The organism is Bartonella sp. ML70XJBT.G (assembly GCF_028618575.1).
Taxonomy (GTDB): Bacteria; Pseudomonadota; Alphaproteobacteria; order Rhizobiales; family Rhizobiaceae; genus Bartonella.
In genome coordinates this window covers 49,138-65,450 of the sequence record NZ_JAQITA010000010.1, presented here as the reverse complement: position 1 = coordinate 65,450, position 16,313 = coordinate 49,138, and the positions used below count along the sequence as shown (strand labels likewise).

Sequence of the window (16,313 nt, the reverse complement as noted above, 5' to 3'; positions counted from 1 at the left end):
TAAAAATACTTGAATGTGTAAAGTCTTATACGCCTTATATCGCTATATCCCAAATGACAGTGTTTTTACGGCGTAATGGGATAGGTTATTGGATTTCTTTCTCTCTTATGGAGCAGGATATGTTACAACACGATAGCGTGTTTCATTACGTTCAAAATTTTTGAAATTGACATCTTCAGGAAAAAAGGGATTATAAGCGCTTACGTGCTTTACAGAAACACCCTGTGCCTTTGCTGATGGATTAAAAATCGTTTGTTCATCCCTTTTTTTAACACCTGTAGAATCAATAATCATATCGGTTCTGTAGAATTTTTGTGCCTTTTTCCGTGTTTTTTCAGGCACTGCAAAATTTTTAAAACCAGAAACAATCTGCTTTACCTTTTTCTTTTGTGTTTTTATGGTAGAATTTGGCTTCACAGGCATATCTGTAAAAGAGATCGTAGGAACATTATTGACGTTTAAATAACGTGCAAACACCCAACCAACCTTTCCATTATAACCAAGCGAACACCAAGTTTTATTGGAGAGACAGCCATTAATTTGTACTTTTTCTCCCATTGGAATGGTTGCAATAACTTTATAAGCTGCTGCCGGACCTGAGCGTAAAACCGCCTGACCTGACGCCACACGAGCAACAGTTCCAACCGCTCCATAGGCAGTCGTTACTCCAAGCCCCACTCCCCCTAAAGCCGATAAAATCAGTGTTGTTGATAGAAAATTCTTTTTAAACATTATGTTTCTTCCTCTCTAAAATGCGTAGGACAAAATATTGACCTTAGCAAAAATTTACCGCGTTTAAGTCAAGTGGTGATCCATTCTTTGCCTACTCAAAGAAATTCACCACATTTCGAGAAAAGTTCATCCCTAACCGCCCAGTAAACACAGCCTATTGTCTTGATTGCGCACTATTCTCCTCATGGATTTACCACCAAACGTCGTCTGACCGCGGGGTGCTATAAGCAATCGTTACTTAAAGAAGTTTTGAAAGGGCCTTTGGTTCCCCAAACAAAGCATGATAAGAGAAGAATTTATTGCCAAAATTGAAGAGCAATGTTGCTTGCCTATAATATTGTTTATAAAGAATACTGACGAGTATAGAAAAATAATACTCTTTTTTGCATAAAAAGAATTGAATATTTTATAAAGCTTTTATAGTCTCGAATCTCTCTAAAAAAATAGAGAGTATATTAAGTCCCCTCTTAAGAAATCTCTTGGAAAAGCAAAAGAAAGACAAAAGCGCATGACATTAATAAAATTATTCCGGAGTACTACGATCGGATTCCTCCTTTCTCTTTTTGCACTTTTTTTGTCCAGTGCCTTTTCCATGGCAGCAGATAAATCAAAAATAAAACTTGGTGTTATGGAAGGGCATGAAGCAACTATTTGGCAAGTCGCAGCTGCACAAGCTAGAAAAACCGGTTTAGAGATTGAACTTGTTTATTTCTCTGATTACACCCTCCCCAATGATGCTGTGAATGCTGGAGAAATTGATGCAAATGCTTTTCAGCACACACCTTATCTGAATAATCAAATGGAACAGCGTGGTTACAAACTTTCAACCGTAGGATATACATTTCTTGCCCCAATTGGTGTCTATTCACACAAAGTCAAAGACTTAAAAGAATTGTCTGATGGGGCACATGTTGGTCTTCCTAACGATCCAACAAATGGTGGAAGAGCCTTACTTCTTCTCCATTCGTTAGGTCTTATTAAACTCAAAGATCCTCACGATATTCTTGCAACACCCCTTGATATTATTGACAATCCTAAAAACTTGCAAATTCGTGAATTGGATGCTGGTATGTTAGGGCGAGCAATTGATGATTTTGATATTGCCGTTATAAACACAAACTGGGCTTTGGTCTCCGGATTAGACTTACAACAAGATGCAATCGCGTGGGAAAAGGCTGAAAATAATCCTTATAATAATATCATTGTTGTACGCACCAGCGAAAAAGATGAACCTTGGGTCAAGAAATTGGTCGCTGCTTACAATAGCGAACCTGTCCGTGCAAAAATCAAAGAAATTTTTGGCCCAGCAGCCAAAACATCTTGGTAATTGTAAATGGAAAAACCCGCTCTTATTTCCTTAAAAAATATCAGCCGTTGTTTTAACAAAACGGCTGGTATTCCAGCAGTGAATAACCTCTCCCTCGCTATCCATGCCGGTGAGATTCTTGGTATTATTGGACGCAGTGGAGCAGGAAAATCGACACTTATTCGTTGTTTAAATGGGTTAGAACAAGTTGATTCAGGATCCATTTTTTTTGAAGGCGTGGATGTTTCCAATCTCTCAGAGACAGAATGGGCACCTTATCGCCAACGGATTGGCATGATTTTTCAACATTTCAATCTTTTATCATCGAAAAATATTCTCGATAACATTGCACTGCCCTTAAAGTTAAGTGGTATAAGTAAAAAACAGCGCCACGAACGTGCCCTTGAACTCATTGAATTGGTGGGATTATCTGGTAAAGAATACTGTTATCCAGCAGAACTATCGGGGGGGCAAAAACAACGGGTTGGTATTGCCCGCTCTCTAGCCGCTAATCCTAAAATATTGCTCTCAGATGAAGCAACCTCTGCTCTTGATCCTGAAACAACACAGTCTATTCTAGAACTTCTAGCCGATATTAATAATCGCCTTAATCTCACCATTGTGCTTATTACCCACGAAATGGAAGTTGTGCGCACCATTGCGCATCGTGTTGTTGTTCTCAATCAAGGACGCATTGTAGAAGAAGGACGTGTGAAAGATATTTTCACCTCACCGCAAGATGATACAACCATTGCCATGCTCAAGCTTGTCACCCCACAACTTCCCGAAAAATTTGCCAAAAATCTTAAATCTATAGGCAATGAGGCTGTCATTGAAATCAATATTGCCGGTGAGATTGCCCAAAAACCTTTTCTCAACCTTCTGGAAGATGAAACCGGATTTAGAGCACGTATTTTACATGGTGGTATTGATACAGTCCAAGGTGAAACTATTGGGCGATTATTCTTAGGTTTTCCGGCAAAAGATAAAGGAGCTTTAGAAAAGGCTGTTCAGTGGTTGACAGAACAAGGGCGATATTGCGAGGTTTTAGGTTATGTTTAATGTTCTCTCTCATGAACTCCCAAGTGCCGTTCTTGATACAATATTAATGACAATAAGTGCTTCTTTGATGGCACTTATAATAGGGCTTCCCCTTGGTCTTCTACTTTATACAACCGCACGTGGAGGAATTTTTTCCTCTTCTCTTATCAATCGCCCTTTGAGCATCATCATTGATAGTATTCGCGCCATTCCCTTTATTATTCTTGCATTTTATCTTCTTCCGATTACGCGTATGGTTGTGGGAAGAGGTGTAGGAATGCCTTCAGTCATCTTTGTCCTCACCATTTCAGCTATTCCTTTTTACGCAAGAATGGCCGAACTTTCTTTCAAAACCGTTGAAAACGGCCTCATTGAAGCTGTCCGCTCCATGGGGGCAAGCCGTTTGCAAATTATCAGGCATGTTCTCATTCCTGAAGCACTCCCTAGTCTCATCACCGGTTTTACCGTCATGATAATTTCTCTTATAGGCGCCACTTCACTTGCTGGATATCTTGGTGGAGGTGGTTTAGGTGATATGGCAATCCGCTATGGCTACCAACGTTATAATACTTCCATCATGACAAGTGTTATCATTCTTTTAATCATTCTCAACGTCATTACCCAATGGACTTCTGATAAAATTGTACAAAAGCTGGATAAAACAAAGCACTAAAATAATTAAGGCATTCATACACTGTTTACCAAACACCATAACGCCTTTTAATGATGAGTGCCCTTTGCCCCTCTCTCGAGAACGCATATAATTATAGAAAAAAGCATAGGGATATTTTCGGCAATCTTCATCCTTATCCTTTCAGCGATCCCTTTTTATGCATGAATAACCGAACGTTTCTTTAAAACAGTTGAAAAAAAGACATCAAAGCTATCCACTCTATAATGAAACGTTAGTCTACAAAGGATCAGGCGTGTTCTTATTCCTATCAACGCATTGATTTATAATCATAATGTCTTGTTTACATGCCAAATGAAAAACCGAAATATCGTACGAGACTCTTATTTCAAACCTCATTTATATTGAATCAATCAAAACTATTCTTTGCACATCAAAAACAGAACCGGCATCTCAGTAGAAACTATATAAGCCCCTAATGCCTCTCATGAATGCTCTCAAACGCAAAGACTATCCGCACCATTGAAAGCGAGCAAAGTAAATGATGCCAGCTTGTTTCTTCATAAGCGTAAAAGTGATGCGCTATAACGACTTTATTGTTATACTATTCACGAGTACTTTCATATCATGAGCTTTGGTACATTAAAAAATGTTTTTTACAAGCACATAAAATAACAACACAATGGTATTTTGCATGATGGTCTTGTCCCCCTAAAAACATGAGAAACGAAAGTATGAAGTAATGCGTAATCTCTATTCAAAATACCGCCGTGGATGCTTTTTGAAAGCCGTAAAGCCAAACTCAAAATAGCGGTTAAGATGGCAATTGTTTTTTATCTAGAAGCATTCCTAGCCTCCTCACCGGTTTTACAGACATGATGATTTCTCTTCATCAGAGCCACTTCACTTGCTGGATATCTTGGTAGAGACGGTTTAGGCGACATGGCAATCCGCTTATGGCTACCAACGTTATAAGACTTCCATCATGACAAGTGTTATCATTCTTTTAATCATTTTCAACGTCATTACCCAATGGACTTCTGATAAAATTGTACAAAAGCTTGATGAAACAAAGCACTAAAAATAATTTAGGAATTTGTGTGGTTCTCCCCAACCATAGCAACAATAAGCCACTGAGCTGTAAGGGCTGGTTTTTTTAACTGTTCAATTTCCACCGTAACACCATAATGAAAAACAACCCGACCAGAAGGACGCACTTCAGCATCATTTAAAACAAAACGAGCACGCACCCGTACACCTGTTTTCACAGGGCTCATAAAGCGTACCTTATCAAAACCATAATTAATCCCCATTGTTGCCCCTTCCAACTCTGGAAGCGCCTCATAAGCAAGCGTAGACAAAAGTGATAAGGTTAAAAAACCATGAGCGATAGTGCCACCAAAAGGGGTTTTTTTTGCCCTTTCCTCATCTACATGTATCCATTGGTGATCATCTGTTGCACATGCAAACTGATTAATCATCTCCTGTGTCACAAGACGCCATTGCGATAACCCTACTTCCTTCCCAATAAAATTGGCCACATCTTGTACTGCTATTTTTGGCTGCATAACGCTATTCCTGTTTTATGTGCTAAAAGTACCCCATTCCTCTTGCTTTTATAAAACCCATTGATTAGAGCATCAAGAATAAAAGACAAACTATTTTAAGTAGCAAATGCGCCTTATCAAGGAAGACAATACTCTTTTAATAAGGTAATGTGTAAATAGGAAAAAATAATGGCAAGTAATGTAAACCTAACTGGTTTAGCGCACGATTTGAAGCAGCGCGCAGAAAACCACCCACCCATCCGTATTGGGCTCATTGGTTGCGGTGAAATGGGAACAGATTTGCTATCAAGTGTTGCGCATATGGATGGTATAACAGTTGCAGCCGTTGCCACCAGAACGCCTTCGCGTGTTTTTGATGCCGCAACACTAGCCTATGGTGAAGATGGATATGTACGTGCAGTTGAAAATGCTCAAGCTCTAACCAAAACTCTTGAAAAAGGTTTGATTGCCGCAACAGATGATATCAACCTTGTTTTAAGCCATGAACAAATTGATATTATCGTTGATGCCACAGGCTATCCTGAAGCTGGCGCGGAAATTGGCATCAAAGCACTGGAAAATAATAAACATCTTGTCATGATGAATGTTGAAGCAGATGTTACGATCGGCACTTATCTGAAACATGAAGCAGAAAAACGAGGTCTTATTTATACACTTGGTGCTGGTGATGAACCAACTTCTTGTATGGAGCTCATTGAATTTGTTTCAGCTCTTGGACACAAGATTGTTGCCGCTGGAAAGGGAAAAAATAATCCCCTCCTCTTTGATGCGACACCCGATGCTTACGAAGAAGAAGCATTACGACGTAATATGAATGTGCGTATGCTCGTTGAATTTATTGATGGTTCAAAAACAATGGTTGAAATGGCAGCAATTGCCAACGCCACTGGGCTTCTTCCTGATTGCCCAGGCATGCATGGACCACACGCAGCATTGCAAGATTTAAACAAAGTACTTATTCCCCAACAAGATGGTGGCCTTTTAAAACACTATGGTGTTGTGGATTATTCCACAGGACAAGGTGTTTCCCCAGGTGTTTTTGTCATTGCAGAAGTAGCGCATCCTCGTCTACGCGAGCGTATGGAAGATTTAAAAATGGGGCAAGGACCTTACTTTACCTTTCACCGTCCTTATCATTTAACAGCAATGGAAGTTCCACTCACCTGTGCACGGATTATGCTTTATGGCAAAAAAGATATGGCACCACTGAACCATCCTGTTGCAGAAGTCTGTGCTGTTGCTAAAAAAGATTTACATCCTGGCGATCAGCTAGACTTTATTGGTCTTTATAGTTATCGTGCTTGGATCATGAATTATGCAGAAGCTCGTGCACAGCAAGCCATTCCTTGTGGACTTCTAGAAAAAGCAACGGTAACTGCTGAAATCAAAAAAAATGAACTCATTACGGTGCATAATACTGCGATTCGTGAAGATCAGTGGATTGCACGCCTTCGCACCAAACAAGACCTTCTGCTTCATTAACCCCTTCCTTCCACGAAGGCCTCAAAAATCCCTTATCATCTTTATTATGTTAAATTACAAAAATAATTTTATCATTCTATAACTTGGATCAAAGACTAAATACGCTACAATTCACTTCTTCTTATTCCCCTTCTGATAAATGAATAAAAACATTCATTTAACCTCAAAAATAACACAAACGCGTAGATAAAATTTTTTATGAAGAAAATATCTTATCAAGCCATTTTCATGTAAAAGCAATCACAACATTGAACGCGAGCAAAGTGAAGGATAGAGCCCATTTGTAGCTACATAAATAAGATAATCATACCCACTAGATTTTGCATTATTCTTTATATAGCAAGCGTTCTTACGTGCATTACAGATAAAAAGAAAGATCTTTTCAAAATAACGCGTTGATTGATAAATGATCATTTATCATTTTTTAATTGCCTTAAAATTCCAAACATAAGAATATTTTTTGTTTTATACCTATTTGAAAGCATAAAAAATGTTCAAATGTGTTGTCCATAACAGACTTAAAAATAGAGAGCACCATAAGGATATGGTAAAGGAAAGACGGTACAAACTTGCCAGCACAAAATAACCTACTGTCAAAGAGAACGCAAACTCTCTCACTAAAAAAATATCAATTGAAAAATATTGAACTTTGGCCAATAGCAAAATATCATATATTGTCTTTAGTGACTTTCATATTTGATACAGAATAAACTATTTAAAATATTCATTTCTCTCAATCAATAAAATGAACAACAAAATCTTCTGATTAGATCGGTGAAACTTTTTCTAAATGAGAAATAATAACGCTATAATAAAAACTACAGTGCTCGGTATATTTCCTGTCATTAAAGAAAAAACAATGAAATAATACCTATAACACCGAAAATCCTGAAAATAAAGACATGTCTTTTACTCTTTCAAAAGTTAATCTCCTTGTCCTTCAATATGAGAGAAACAGGAAATCTTACAAACTATATATTCTCTTTGCATATTGAGAGCCTTATATTATCCTCAAAATTACCGTACTTTTTCTCAAGAAAATTTTCATCATTTTTCATAAATCTCTCACCTTCATTGCCCACATATTTGAGATGAAAAGGCTCCTATTTGCGTTTCTCCCATAGATAGATTAGGATACGAGGAACGACTCTACCATTTTGATCACTTTGTCTCTATCGACTTTCTTTTAGGCAATAAATTTATGGTATCTAACACGCCTTCTCTTGCTCTTTTGCCCTTGGGCGCCCACGAATATCATGGAAGTCATCTTCCCTTTGAAACCGATTGGATTATAGCTGAAGCTTTTGCAAAAGCACTCATCCTACAAACAAAAGAGCAATTTCGGATTGCACTCTTACCGGTTGAAAAAATTGGTTATTCTGTAGAACATATGGATATTACAGGCACAAAAACCCTCACCTTTTCTGATGCTATTGAACGCTGGATCAATATTGGTGAGAGCTGCTATCATAAAGGTATGAAACGTTTTCTTCTTCTCAACGCGCATGGGGGCAATTCCCCTTTAATAAGCATTGTGATTACCGAATTACGAAGACGTTTTTCAATGCTTGCGGTGGCAACAAGCTGGAGTCGTTTTGGCCTACCACAAGGTTTGATGGAACCGTCTCAACAGCACCTTGATATCCATGGAGGATTTATCGAAACCTCCCTAATGCTTTATTTAGCACCAGAAAAAGTGCATATGGAAAAAGCACAAAATTTTCATAACAAGCAAGCTGATATGATTGCCAATTATCGGTATTTACGCGCTTATGGTCCCCATGCTTTTGGGTGGATGATGCGTGATCTCAATCCCCAAGGAGCAGCAGGCAATGCAAGCCAAGCAACCCAAAAAGCAGGTGAGGCAATTTTTTCTCATGTTCTTTGTGGGCTGCGTGACTTACTTGATGATATCAATCGATTTAACATAAACGCATAATGATCAAAGGCCCTCCATGGAACAGACACAAAATACACCAAAGAAACTTCCCGTTACTGTTCTCACTGGCTATCTTGGCTCAGGAAAGACCACTCTCCTCAATCGCATTCTCAGCGAAAATCATGGCAAACGTTACGCAGTCATCGTCAATGAATTTGGTGAAATTGGCATCGATAATGATCTTATTGTTGAATCGGATGAAGAAATTTATGAAATGAATAATGGCTGTGTTTGCTGTACTGTGCGCGGCGATCTTATTCGTATTCTAGAAAGCTTAATGCAGCGCTCTCACCGATTTGATGCAATCATTATAGAAACAACAGGACTTGCTGATCCTATTCCCGTCGCACAAACCTTTTTCATGGATGATACTGTCCAGCAAAAAACAGCTCTTGATAGTGTCATAGCAGTCGTTGATGCTAAACATTTACCTTCTCAACTTAAAGAAAGCCGTGAGGCTGAAGACCAAATTGCCTTCGCAGATATTGTTCTTTTAAATAAAATTGATCTCGTTAATGCACAAGAGCGTGCCCATGTTGAATCGCTTATTCTGGCAATTAATCCGCGCGCAGTGCTTTACGCCACAGAGCGTGCCAAGATCCCTCTTGATAAACTTCTCAATCTTGGTTCCTTCGATCTTCAGCGCACTCTAGAAAATGATCCTCATTTTCTAGATCATCACCATTCAGATCATGTCTGTGGTCCAGGTTGTGATCATGATCATCAACACATATCTACCATTCATGATGTTACGGTTACGTCTGTAAGTTTAAAAACAGGGGCTCTTAAACCAGAAAAGTTTTTTCCATGGATACAACAGATTACACAGCAACAAGGTCCTAATATTTTACGTTTAAAGGGGATTATCGCCTTTCAAGGAGATGATGATCGTTATGTGATACAAGGCATACATATGATTCTTGAAGGACAGCATCAACGTCCATGGAGTGAAGATGAAAAACGTGAAAGCCGACTTGTTTTTATCGGCCGCACCCTTGATGCTGAAAAACTGAGAACGGGTTTTGAAAATTGCGCGTAAGTGAGTAATAATGCCAAGCATAACCAAGTATGATCTTAAAGGCTACTGCCTCTCCTGCGGTTTTATAGACAATAAAGCAACCTTCGTTTCCGTGGAAGGTTTTATTGTTTTTTTAACCCCAACCCCTCAAGTTATGGAAATTCACCACGGAATTATTTCCAGTGATTTTTCCCCTGATCATACAGCAATCATCACTGGTGGAGAAGATGGCAAAGTCTGTCAAACAACAGCAGATGGTCACACACAAGTGCTAGGAGAACGAAAAGGCAAATGGATAAACAAAGTTGCTTTTGGACAAAAAAAAGCTTTTGCTTTTGCCTCCTCACGTTTCACATGGGCAAATGTTGGGAAAGGAGAACAAGAGCACCTTCATGAACGCAGTGTAGAAGGTCTTGCTTTTTCCCCAAAGGGTTTGCGACTTGCCGTTGCCCATTACAATGGTGTTACCCTCCATTGGCTCTCAACGCAAACCGCTCCAACCACACTGGTATGGAAAGGAGCGCATTTTAATGTCACCTTCTCACCAGACAACCGCTATGTCATTTCTACCATGCAAGAAAACGCCCTTCATGGCTGGCGTCTTGCCGATAATCAGCATTTACGCATGAGTGGCTATCCAAGCAAGGTCAAAAGCTGGTCTTGGAATGCAAAAGGCAAGTGGCTCGCAACATCAGGGGCATCAGCGGCAATTATTTGGCCCTTTCATACAAAAGAGGGTCCTATGGGTAAAACACCACTAGAACTCGGTACAAGAGCAAACGCACTTGTCACCACCGTCTCATGCCATCCCAGCGAAGAAATTGTCGCAATAGGCTTTAACGATGGGGTGATTTTATGTGCTCATTTTCGCGACGGAAAAGCAATCCTTCTCAAAGATTATGGGAAAACTGCCATCTCAGCGCTAAGCTGGGATCAGACGGGACATAATCTCGCCTTTGGCAGTGAAAGTGGTGAATGTGGCATCATTGACATCTCTGCTTAAGAAAAACAATAACAATCATTGCAAATAAAAACCACCCTTCACCCCTCCAGAAATAATTGAATACAAAATTCCACTTTCTCTCTAAACAGCAACAGTGGAATATTTGAAATATGCAGCATTATTATTGTCTTCTCATCAAACTCCATGGTGCATCATTACATCAACACTCCCCTCCTGAAAATCAATTACGCCTCATTCTTAAAGCATGGAAAAAGCAGTGTTTTTCTAGAATGACCTATCACCTGTGTTCTTCTTTCCATTATAACAATACATTGATTTATCATAATAAATTAATGTTTTTCAACTTGCGTCATACTTCTCATACTATACGTTTCTCACATCATAATCGCTCATCACATTGAATTAATTGAAATCACTTACTTGCATACCACAACAAGGCTGGCATATAAGTGAAACTGTATACGAAAGAAGTAAAAATGCCTGTTATGAACCATTTCAATGCTAGAGCGCTATCACAACATCATAACACTCTCTAGAATAATCATTCCTCCCACTGTTGTTGAAAGTCCAATACCATTGGTAAAATTCATCTCTATTTTTGCATCGTTATGACTCTAAAGACTTCTCACATCGGTATCCGTTTTAATTTCTACATATAAAAAACAAATCACACTTGAGAAAACACTCTGTCCCTTATTCGGATTGCATCAACCATCTCCTCTCGTATCTCAAATGCTCCTCCCCATTATTCGACACCTATCGTCCCCCTTAAGACAGAATTGAATAGGGCAACACCCACCACTGTCAGATTTTCATACCCGTTACTAAGAGTTCTTTCTTGTATAACCATTACATACAAAACACTCTTAATGATGACAATATTGACCTTAATCAGTGTCTTTTTCCCACGCCTCTATGGCTACATCAATGAGGCATTTTCACTCCATGAAAATTACCTCTCCACAACAAATTAATCATGAGCATTCTATACAAAAATAAGAATAATCATTATAAAACCACATAAAGAAAGATGATTTCTAGATATTTTGATCATAATTTTCTACAAACTTTCTTCCCCTTCACATAGAAATAAGAAACAAGGTTCTGATTCATTGCTCTCAATTTATTTATTAGATGCGACGCATATAAAACATTTTGTATTTTATTTTCTTTGATTCATTCTTTGTTTTATATAAAGTTAAAAGCATTACACTTAAGATTGTAATATTAACAAAACACGTAAAAAACAACTAAAAATAAAGGAAACTTCATCCTTCAAAACTATTCTCTAAAGAAAGTTTATCAATTTGTATGTATTAAGAAAAATCCCAACAAAAAGTAACAATTGAAACCCATCAGTATAAAAAAGAGTTTTGTTTCTTGATAAGAGAAAAAGAGTAAACATTTTTCAAATAAAAAATGTGTTGTTAAAAGCTAAAAAATAATAGGCAGAAAGAAAAAAACCACAGGCACAGCCTGTGGTTTTAAAAGAATGAATCACTCTATAATAAAACTAAAAACGATAACGCAATCCTCCAGAAAAACTTATTCCCGAAAAGCCACCCTTTGTGAGCTTATGCTGATAAATCAGATCAGCATTCAAGACAAATTTTTGCGACAACTGAGCATTAAAACCAACCCCAGCTTCTAAGGAAGAACCAAAAGAACCTAACTGAAAAGTATCTTTAAACTGTACAGATTTCTTTTCTTCAAAACCATGAACAAGATGAACTTTTCCATATAAAGAAACATCAAGATCTTTTTTAGATACAGAAAGCGTCTTGGTTACGCGTCCACCAACACGTGCTATCCACTGATCAATTTTACCCATTTCAATGTCAAAATTGTCAATATCACGGGCTTTCTCAAACTGGAGATGTTGATAAACAACCTGAACCTGCGGATCTACGACAAATCCTGCATACCTTGTTGCAATTGTCTTACCACCCGTCAAGGAAACGCTTAAAGGATTACCCTTCAATGTTGCCGTCTTACCCCGTGTAAGAGTGAAAACATCACCTTTGACCACACCATAGGATAAAAGACCATCTACATAGAAGCCCGCATCATGCTGCATGCTACCATATGCTGTAGCTGTCCATTTATCAAATGTGCTTTCTTGGCTTTGTTCAACATCAACAGGTTGTAAGGAAAGCTTTCCATAAGATCCCATAACTCCAAAAGATATGACACTGTTAGAGTTTTCAATCTGTTGCAATAAAATACCCGCCTCTACAGCATGATAACTAAAATCGCCTTTATAACCATATTCGAATAGAGATAAATCTGAAATATAACGGTAACTCCCACCATAGCCACGCAAAAATGAAACAGAATTTGCACTAACATCTAGCATTCCATTGGATATACTCCGCTGTATTTCCAACTGCTTATTTTGATTGCTAATATCAACCAAACCGGCATGGAATACACTATTGGGCAAAAGCAAATAGGTTGGCAATTGCGGAACAACAGCCTTTCTCATAAACTCAGAATGATGTTCCAAATCTGGACCAGCAATGGGTCTAAATCCGGGGGAAGAACCGAACACAGACGTAGAACTAGGAGCTAGACTAGAGCTAGGATGGGAATCAATATACCCATTCTCAAGGCGGAAATCCCAAAAATCCTCTTTACCTTCAACTAATCTCTGAGCAAAACTTGCCTCCCCTAAATCAGACCCTGGACCATAAGCACGGAGCCTATATTGATAAGGTGACCCCTCCAACGCAACATAATCACCATCTAACTTAAAAGAATCTTGACTTGCGCTTCCAGACACCTGAATAATTGAAATTCCTTTGTTATTTCCATGCTTCCCAGTGCCTTCCCCTAGACTTCCAGCAACACTTTGTACATGTACTATCGTCTTTCCCTCAACATCACCATGAATTAAAAGCCTATCCGTTTTTTGATTTTGGAGAATCCCCCCGCTATTGAGGTAAGTGTTAAAATAGAGACGCGCATTACCTTGTGCCTTATAAACCAGACCTGACCCTTTTCCAATACGAAGCGTTTGATAATCAGTCGCTATGTCAGCTTCTGGTTGTTCGAACGTGATAGAACTATCAATAAGATGTATCAATGAAATCGACGAAAGACTCATAGAACGAGAATCTCGCAAACTGACATTTTTGGGTCGCGATAAAATCCATTTTGAATTATCTCTTAAGCGAAATTCAGCAGAAGAGCTACCATCAAGATGGACCCCCCCTACAAGCATAGAATCATCAGCCGAAACCTTTATAAAAGAATGATCTTCAGCCTTTAACAATAAATCCCCAGAGATTTCAGACTTTTCTAAAATTTTGATAAGACCACCAGATTTGCTGCTATAAAGAGCTACACTGTTTGGAACTTTAACAGTGGTCTTGTATAAATGAGCACTCCCTCGTTTTGGTAAATTCGTTTCTGGCAAATTTCCAAATAACGCGCCCTCCCCAAAAAAGCTATAAAGTTTATCTTTCTCATAAGGTCTGGTATTTTTCTTCTGACTTTCAGATGCTTCCCCCTCAAAAAAATGGAAGCCATAGGATGTATTACCTTCCACAACAACAGTGGAATCCATCATATCAATATAACCAACCTCTCCCTGAAATGAAACACCATGGGCACTCGTAACTTTAACTTGCCCATTCTCAAAACGAATATAGCCAGCATTTTGAGACATCTGAAAAGCTGAATTCCTCCTATGATGACCTCCACTGTCTGTTTGGCTACTATTTTTAGTAATGGAAACATTTTTTAAGCTAACTTGTCCTTCTTCTTTTGTTTGAACTCCAACACCCTTTGTAAGATCAATCGTTCCTCCTTCTATACTAACTTCTCCCAAATTATCTGCCATGATACCATACAGCCAAAAGCCCCCTTCACCAACAGTTGCAGTATCTTTAATGGTAATATTATCCCCTTTAATCGTTGTACGATTCCAATTTGTAAGTTTCCCAGATGCCCTTATAGCTGCTTCTTTAGTGTTATCCTTGGTTTTCTGATAAGTTTTATGAGAAATAAATCCCCTACTCCCCCCATTACACCAAAAAAATTGAGCGTCCGTATTACATGAAAATTCATTCTTACCATTTTGCGCTACAACAGCAGTAGCAGCGGAAGCATTCGCTTGCACCGAATTAACGGCAGCGGTTTGAACCTCGGCATCAACCTTGTGTACAAAAAAAAGGCATGCCGTTGTAAAAGCACATAAAGAGAGATGATTTTTAAATATCTTTACCATAATTCCACCATATTTATCCCCCACTTGTTTAAAAGATTGATATTTTGCCAAACTGCATCAAAAAAATTAATACACTTTGTTGTATTTTTTATGTTTATTAGTTTATTTTGTATTTTATGTAAATGAGAAATAGAAATTATTAAAAAGCTACAATCTAAATTTGTCATTTTTATAAAAACTTATGAAAATACCACTGAAAACGACGTGAAATGCACGAAAAAATACTAATTAGCACGCTTGTATTCGTGAAAGATGTAATTAAGGTACTGCCTTAAAAACAGCATTTGAAATTCATTTCACTACATTTTTAGACAAATATGAAGCGCATTAGTGCTCTATAAGCAACACCAGCTTTTGTATAGCAAATGAGGGAAAACCTATAGCCTATATTTGTCTTAATTTAGGCTCTTAATAAATAAATATAATCTTAGTTAGTTAAAAGTATAAAGTTGTAAAGGTAAAAACCAGTTTCCAGCCTTATCATCATCCTTTAATTCAATTTTAGGGCTTACAAAAGCATCTAGAGCAAAGCTTTTAAAAAATGGATATATTATTTCACGTTTTTATTTATCGCATTTTTCAATGGGATCGCAAATACATAAAAATAGCACATTACTACGCGGACTCTTTCACACACTTTCTTAAAAAATATCTTTCATTGCCCAAAATTACATCTCACATTGCCCAAAATTACATCTCACAATATTCCCTATAAAGATGCATAGATCTATTGGATACAACCACTTTTACATTGAAGGAAGTAAAAGACTCCCTATATTGATTCATAAAGATAGTTTAGCGTTTTTATATTGAATTACCCCCAAATAGCGTAAGATTTTCCCATTTAAAATCTCTCCTATATTAAATCAATCAAAACCACTCATTTGTACGTCACAAGCGATGCTAACATGCGGGTAAAACTACAGAAAACGAGTAAAAATGCCCTTCATGAATTGTTTCAGATATCAAAAACTGTAGGAACATTGAGAACTGAAAAAGAGTATAATGATGTCAACCTGCCTTTTTTATAAGCATAAAGATAGTAGTGCTCAATAGCTTTATCATCATACTATTCACAGGTGCCATCACGAAATGTGCTTGGGAGCCTTAAGAAGTGTTTTTTTAACAAGCCCGTGAATGTGCAACACAATGGCGTTTTATTCTTCGTAAGGGATATGCCTTCATTCAATCATGCTTCCATTAAATAATGTAAAAAACTAAAGTGTGAGGCAATAAATAATCTCCATTCTTTAAAAGATTTTCTCTAAATGCTTTTGAAAGCCGTAAAACTAAATTAAAGGATGATGGTAAGGTTGGAAACTGGTTTTTACTTTATATTCTCCCCAAATAAAGTTGTTTCCCATTTCAAAAATTACACAAATAGGCTATATTCTTGCTCCA

General features: G+C 37.9%; 10 protein-coding genes and 1 pseudogene. 8 read left to right on the top strand and 3 right to left on the bottom strand.

Annotation, left to right across the window (positions count from 1 at the left end; genetic code table 11):
* Positions 1-105: 105 nt before the first annotated feature.
* Entirely contained in the window at positions 106-732 is a 627-nt protein-coding gene (locus PVV64_RS06045; RefSeq protein ID WP_273760226.1) for an SH3 domain-containing protein, read from the bottom strand.
* Positions 733-1,240: 508 nt separating this feature from the next.
* Here PVV64_RS06045 and PVV64_RS06040 point away from each other — a divergent pair.
* The 4 genes and pseudogenes from PVV64_RS06040 to PVV64_RS06025 all read left to right on the top strand — a co-directional run.
* Positions 1,241-2,059, top strand: coding sequence for a MetQ/NlpA family ABC transporter substrate-binding protein (locus tag PVV64_RS06040; RefSeq protein WP_273760225.1), 819 nt, complete (start codon positions 1,241-1,243; stop codon positions 2,057-2,059).
* A 6-nt stretch (positions 2,060-2,065) separates the two neighbouring features.
* Complete coding sequence (locus PVV64_RS06035; protein WP_273760224.1) at positions 2,066-3,100, top strand: methionine ABC transporter ATP-binding protein; 1,035 nt, start codon at positions 2,066-2,068, stop codon at positions 3,098-3,100.
* Positions 3,093-3,752 carry a methionine ABC transporter permease gene (locus PVV64_RS06030; protein WP_273760223.1) on the top strand — a complete coding sequence of 220 codons (660 nt, stop codon included), beginning with the start codon at positions 3,093-3,095 and terminating at the stop codon, positions 3,750-3,752. The genes PVV64_RS06035 and PVV64_RS06030 overlap by 8 nt, the downstream gene beginning before the upstream one ends.
* A gap of 803 nt (positions 3,753-4,555) precedes the next feature.
* A pseudogene (locus PVV64_RS06025) lies at positions 4,556-4,791 on the top strand (ABC transporter permease); the annotation flags it as partial.
* Between the two features lie 7 nt (positions 4,792-4,798).
* On the opposite strand, the gene PVV64_RS06020 reads toward PVV64_RS06025, so the two are convergent.
* Positions 4,799-5,278: a MaoC family dehydratase gene (locus PVV64_RS06020; RefSeq protein ID WP_273760222.1), complete on the bottom strand. Its 480-nt coding sequence runs from the start codon at positions 5,276-5,278 to the stop codon at positions 4,799-4,801.
* A 168-nt stretch (positions 5,279-5,446) separates the two neighbouring features.
* Between PVV64_RS06020 and PVV64_RS06015 the strand changes: the two genes are divergently transcribed.
* The 4 genes from PVV64_RS06015 to PVV64_RS06000 all read left to right on the top strand — a co-directional run bounded on the left by PVV64_RS06015 (position 5,447) and on the right by PVV64_RS06000 (position 10,720).
* Entirely contained in the window at positions 5,447-6,760 is a 1,314-nt protein-coding gene (locus PVV64_RS06015; RefSeq protein ID WP_273760221.1) for an NAD(P)H-dependent oxidoreductase, read from the top strand.
* Positions 6,761-7,961: 1,201 nt separating this feature from the next.
* Positions 7,962-8,699, top strand: a complete 738-nt coding sequence (locus tag PVV64_RS06010; RefSeq protein ID WP_273760220.1) for a creatininase family protein — start codon at positions 7,962-7,964, stop codon at positions 8,697-8,699.
* A 16-nt stretch (positions 8,700-8,715) separates the two neighbouring features.
* Positions 8,716-9,738, top strand: coding sequence for a GTP-binding protein (locus PVV64_RS06005; RefSeq protein ID WP_273760219.1), 1,023 nt, complete (start codon positions 8,716-8,718; stop codon positions 9,736-9,738).
* A 10-nt stretch (positions 9,739-9,748) separates the two neighbouring features.
* The gene (locus tag PVV64_RS06000; protein WP_273760218.1) at positions 9,749-10,720 is read left to right on the top strand and encodes a WD40 repeat domain-containing protein; all 972 of its coding nucleotides are present in this window, start codon (positions 9,749-9,751) and stop codon (positions 10,718-10,720) included.
* Between the two features lie 1,474 nt (positions 10,721-12,194).
* Here PVV64_RS06000 and PVV64_RS05995 read toward each other — a convergent pair.
* Entirely contained in the window at positions 12,195-14,912 is a 2,718-nt protein-coding gene (locus tag PVV64_RS05995) for an autotransporter outer membrane beta-barrel domain-containing protein (protein WP_273760217.1), read from the bottom strand.
* Between the last annotated feature and the right edge of the window lie 1,401 nt (positions 14,913-16,313).

Bases quoted from the DNA above. Each gene is read 5' to 3' on its own strand.
- PVV64_RS06040 (WP_273760225.1), top strand. From the start codon at position 1,241: ATGACATTAATAAAATTATTCCGGAGTACTACGATCGGATTCCTCCTT.
- PVV64_RS06005 (WP_273760219.1), top strand. From the start codon at position 8,716: ATGGAACAGACACAAAATACACCAAAGAAACTTCCCGTTACTGTTCTC.
- PVV64_RS06010 (WP_273760220.1), top strand. From the start codon at position 7,962: ATGGTATCTAACACGCCTTCTCTTGCTCTTTTGCCCTTGGGCGCCCAC.
- PVV64_RS06035 (WP_273760224.1), top strand. From the start codon at position 2,066: ATGGAAAAACCCGCTCTTATTTCCTTAAAAAATATCAGCCGTTGTTTT.
- PVV64_RS06000 (WP_273760218.1), top strand. From the start codon at position 9,749: ATGCCAAGCATAACCAAGTATGATCTTAAAGGCTACTGCCTCTCCTGC.
- PVV64_RS06015 (WP_273760221.1), top strand. From the start codon at position 5,447: ATGGCAAGTAATGTAAACCTAACTGGTTTAGCGCACGATTTGAAGCAG.
- PVV64_RS06045 (WP_273760226.1), bottom strand. From the start codon at position 732: ATGTTTAAAAAGAATTTTCTATCAACAACACTGATTTTATCGGCTTTA.
- PVV64_RS05995 (WP_273760217.1), bottom strand. From the start codon at position 14,912: ATGGTAAAGATATTTAAAAATCATCTCTCTTTATGTGCTTTTACAACG.
- PVV64_RS06030 (WP_273760223.1), top strand. From the start codon at position 3,093: ATGTTTAATGTTCTCTCTCATGAACTCCCAAGTGCCGTTCTTGATACA.
- PVV64_RS06020 (WP_273760222.1), bottom strand. From the start codon at position 5,278: ATGCAGCCAAAAATAGCAGTACAAGATGTGGCCAATTTTATTGGGAAG.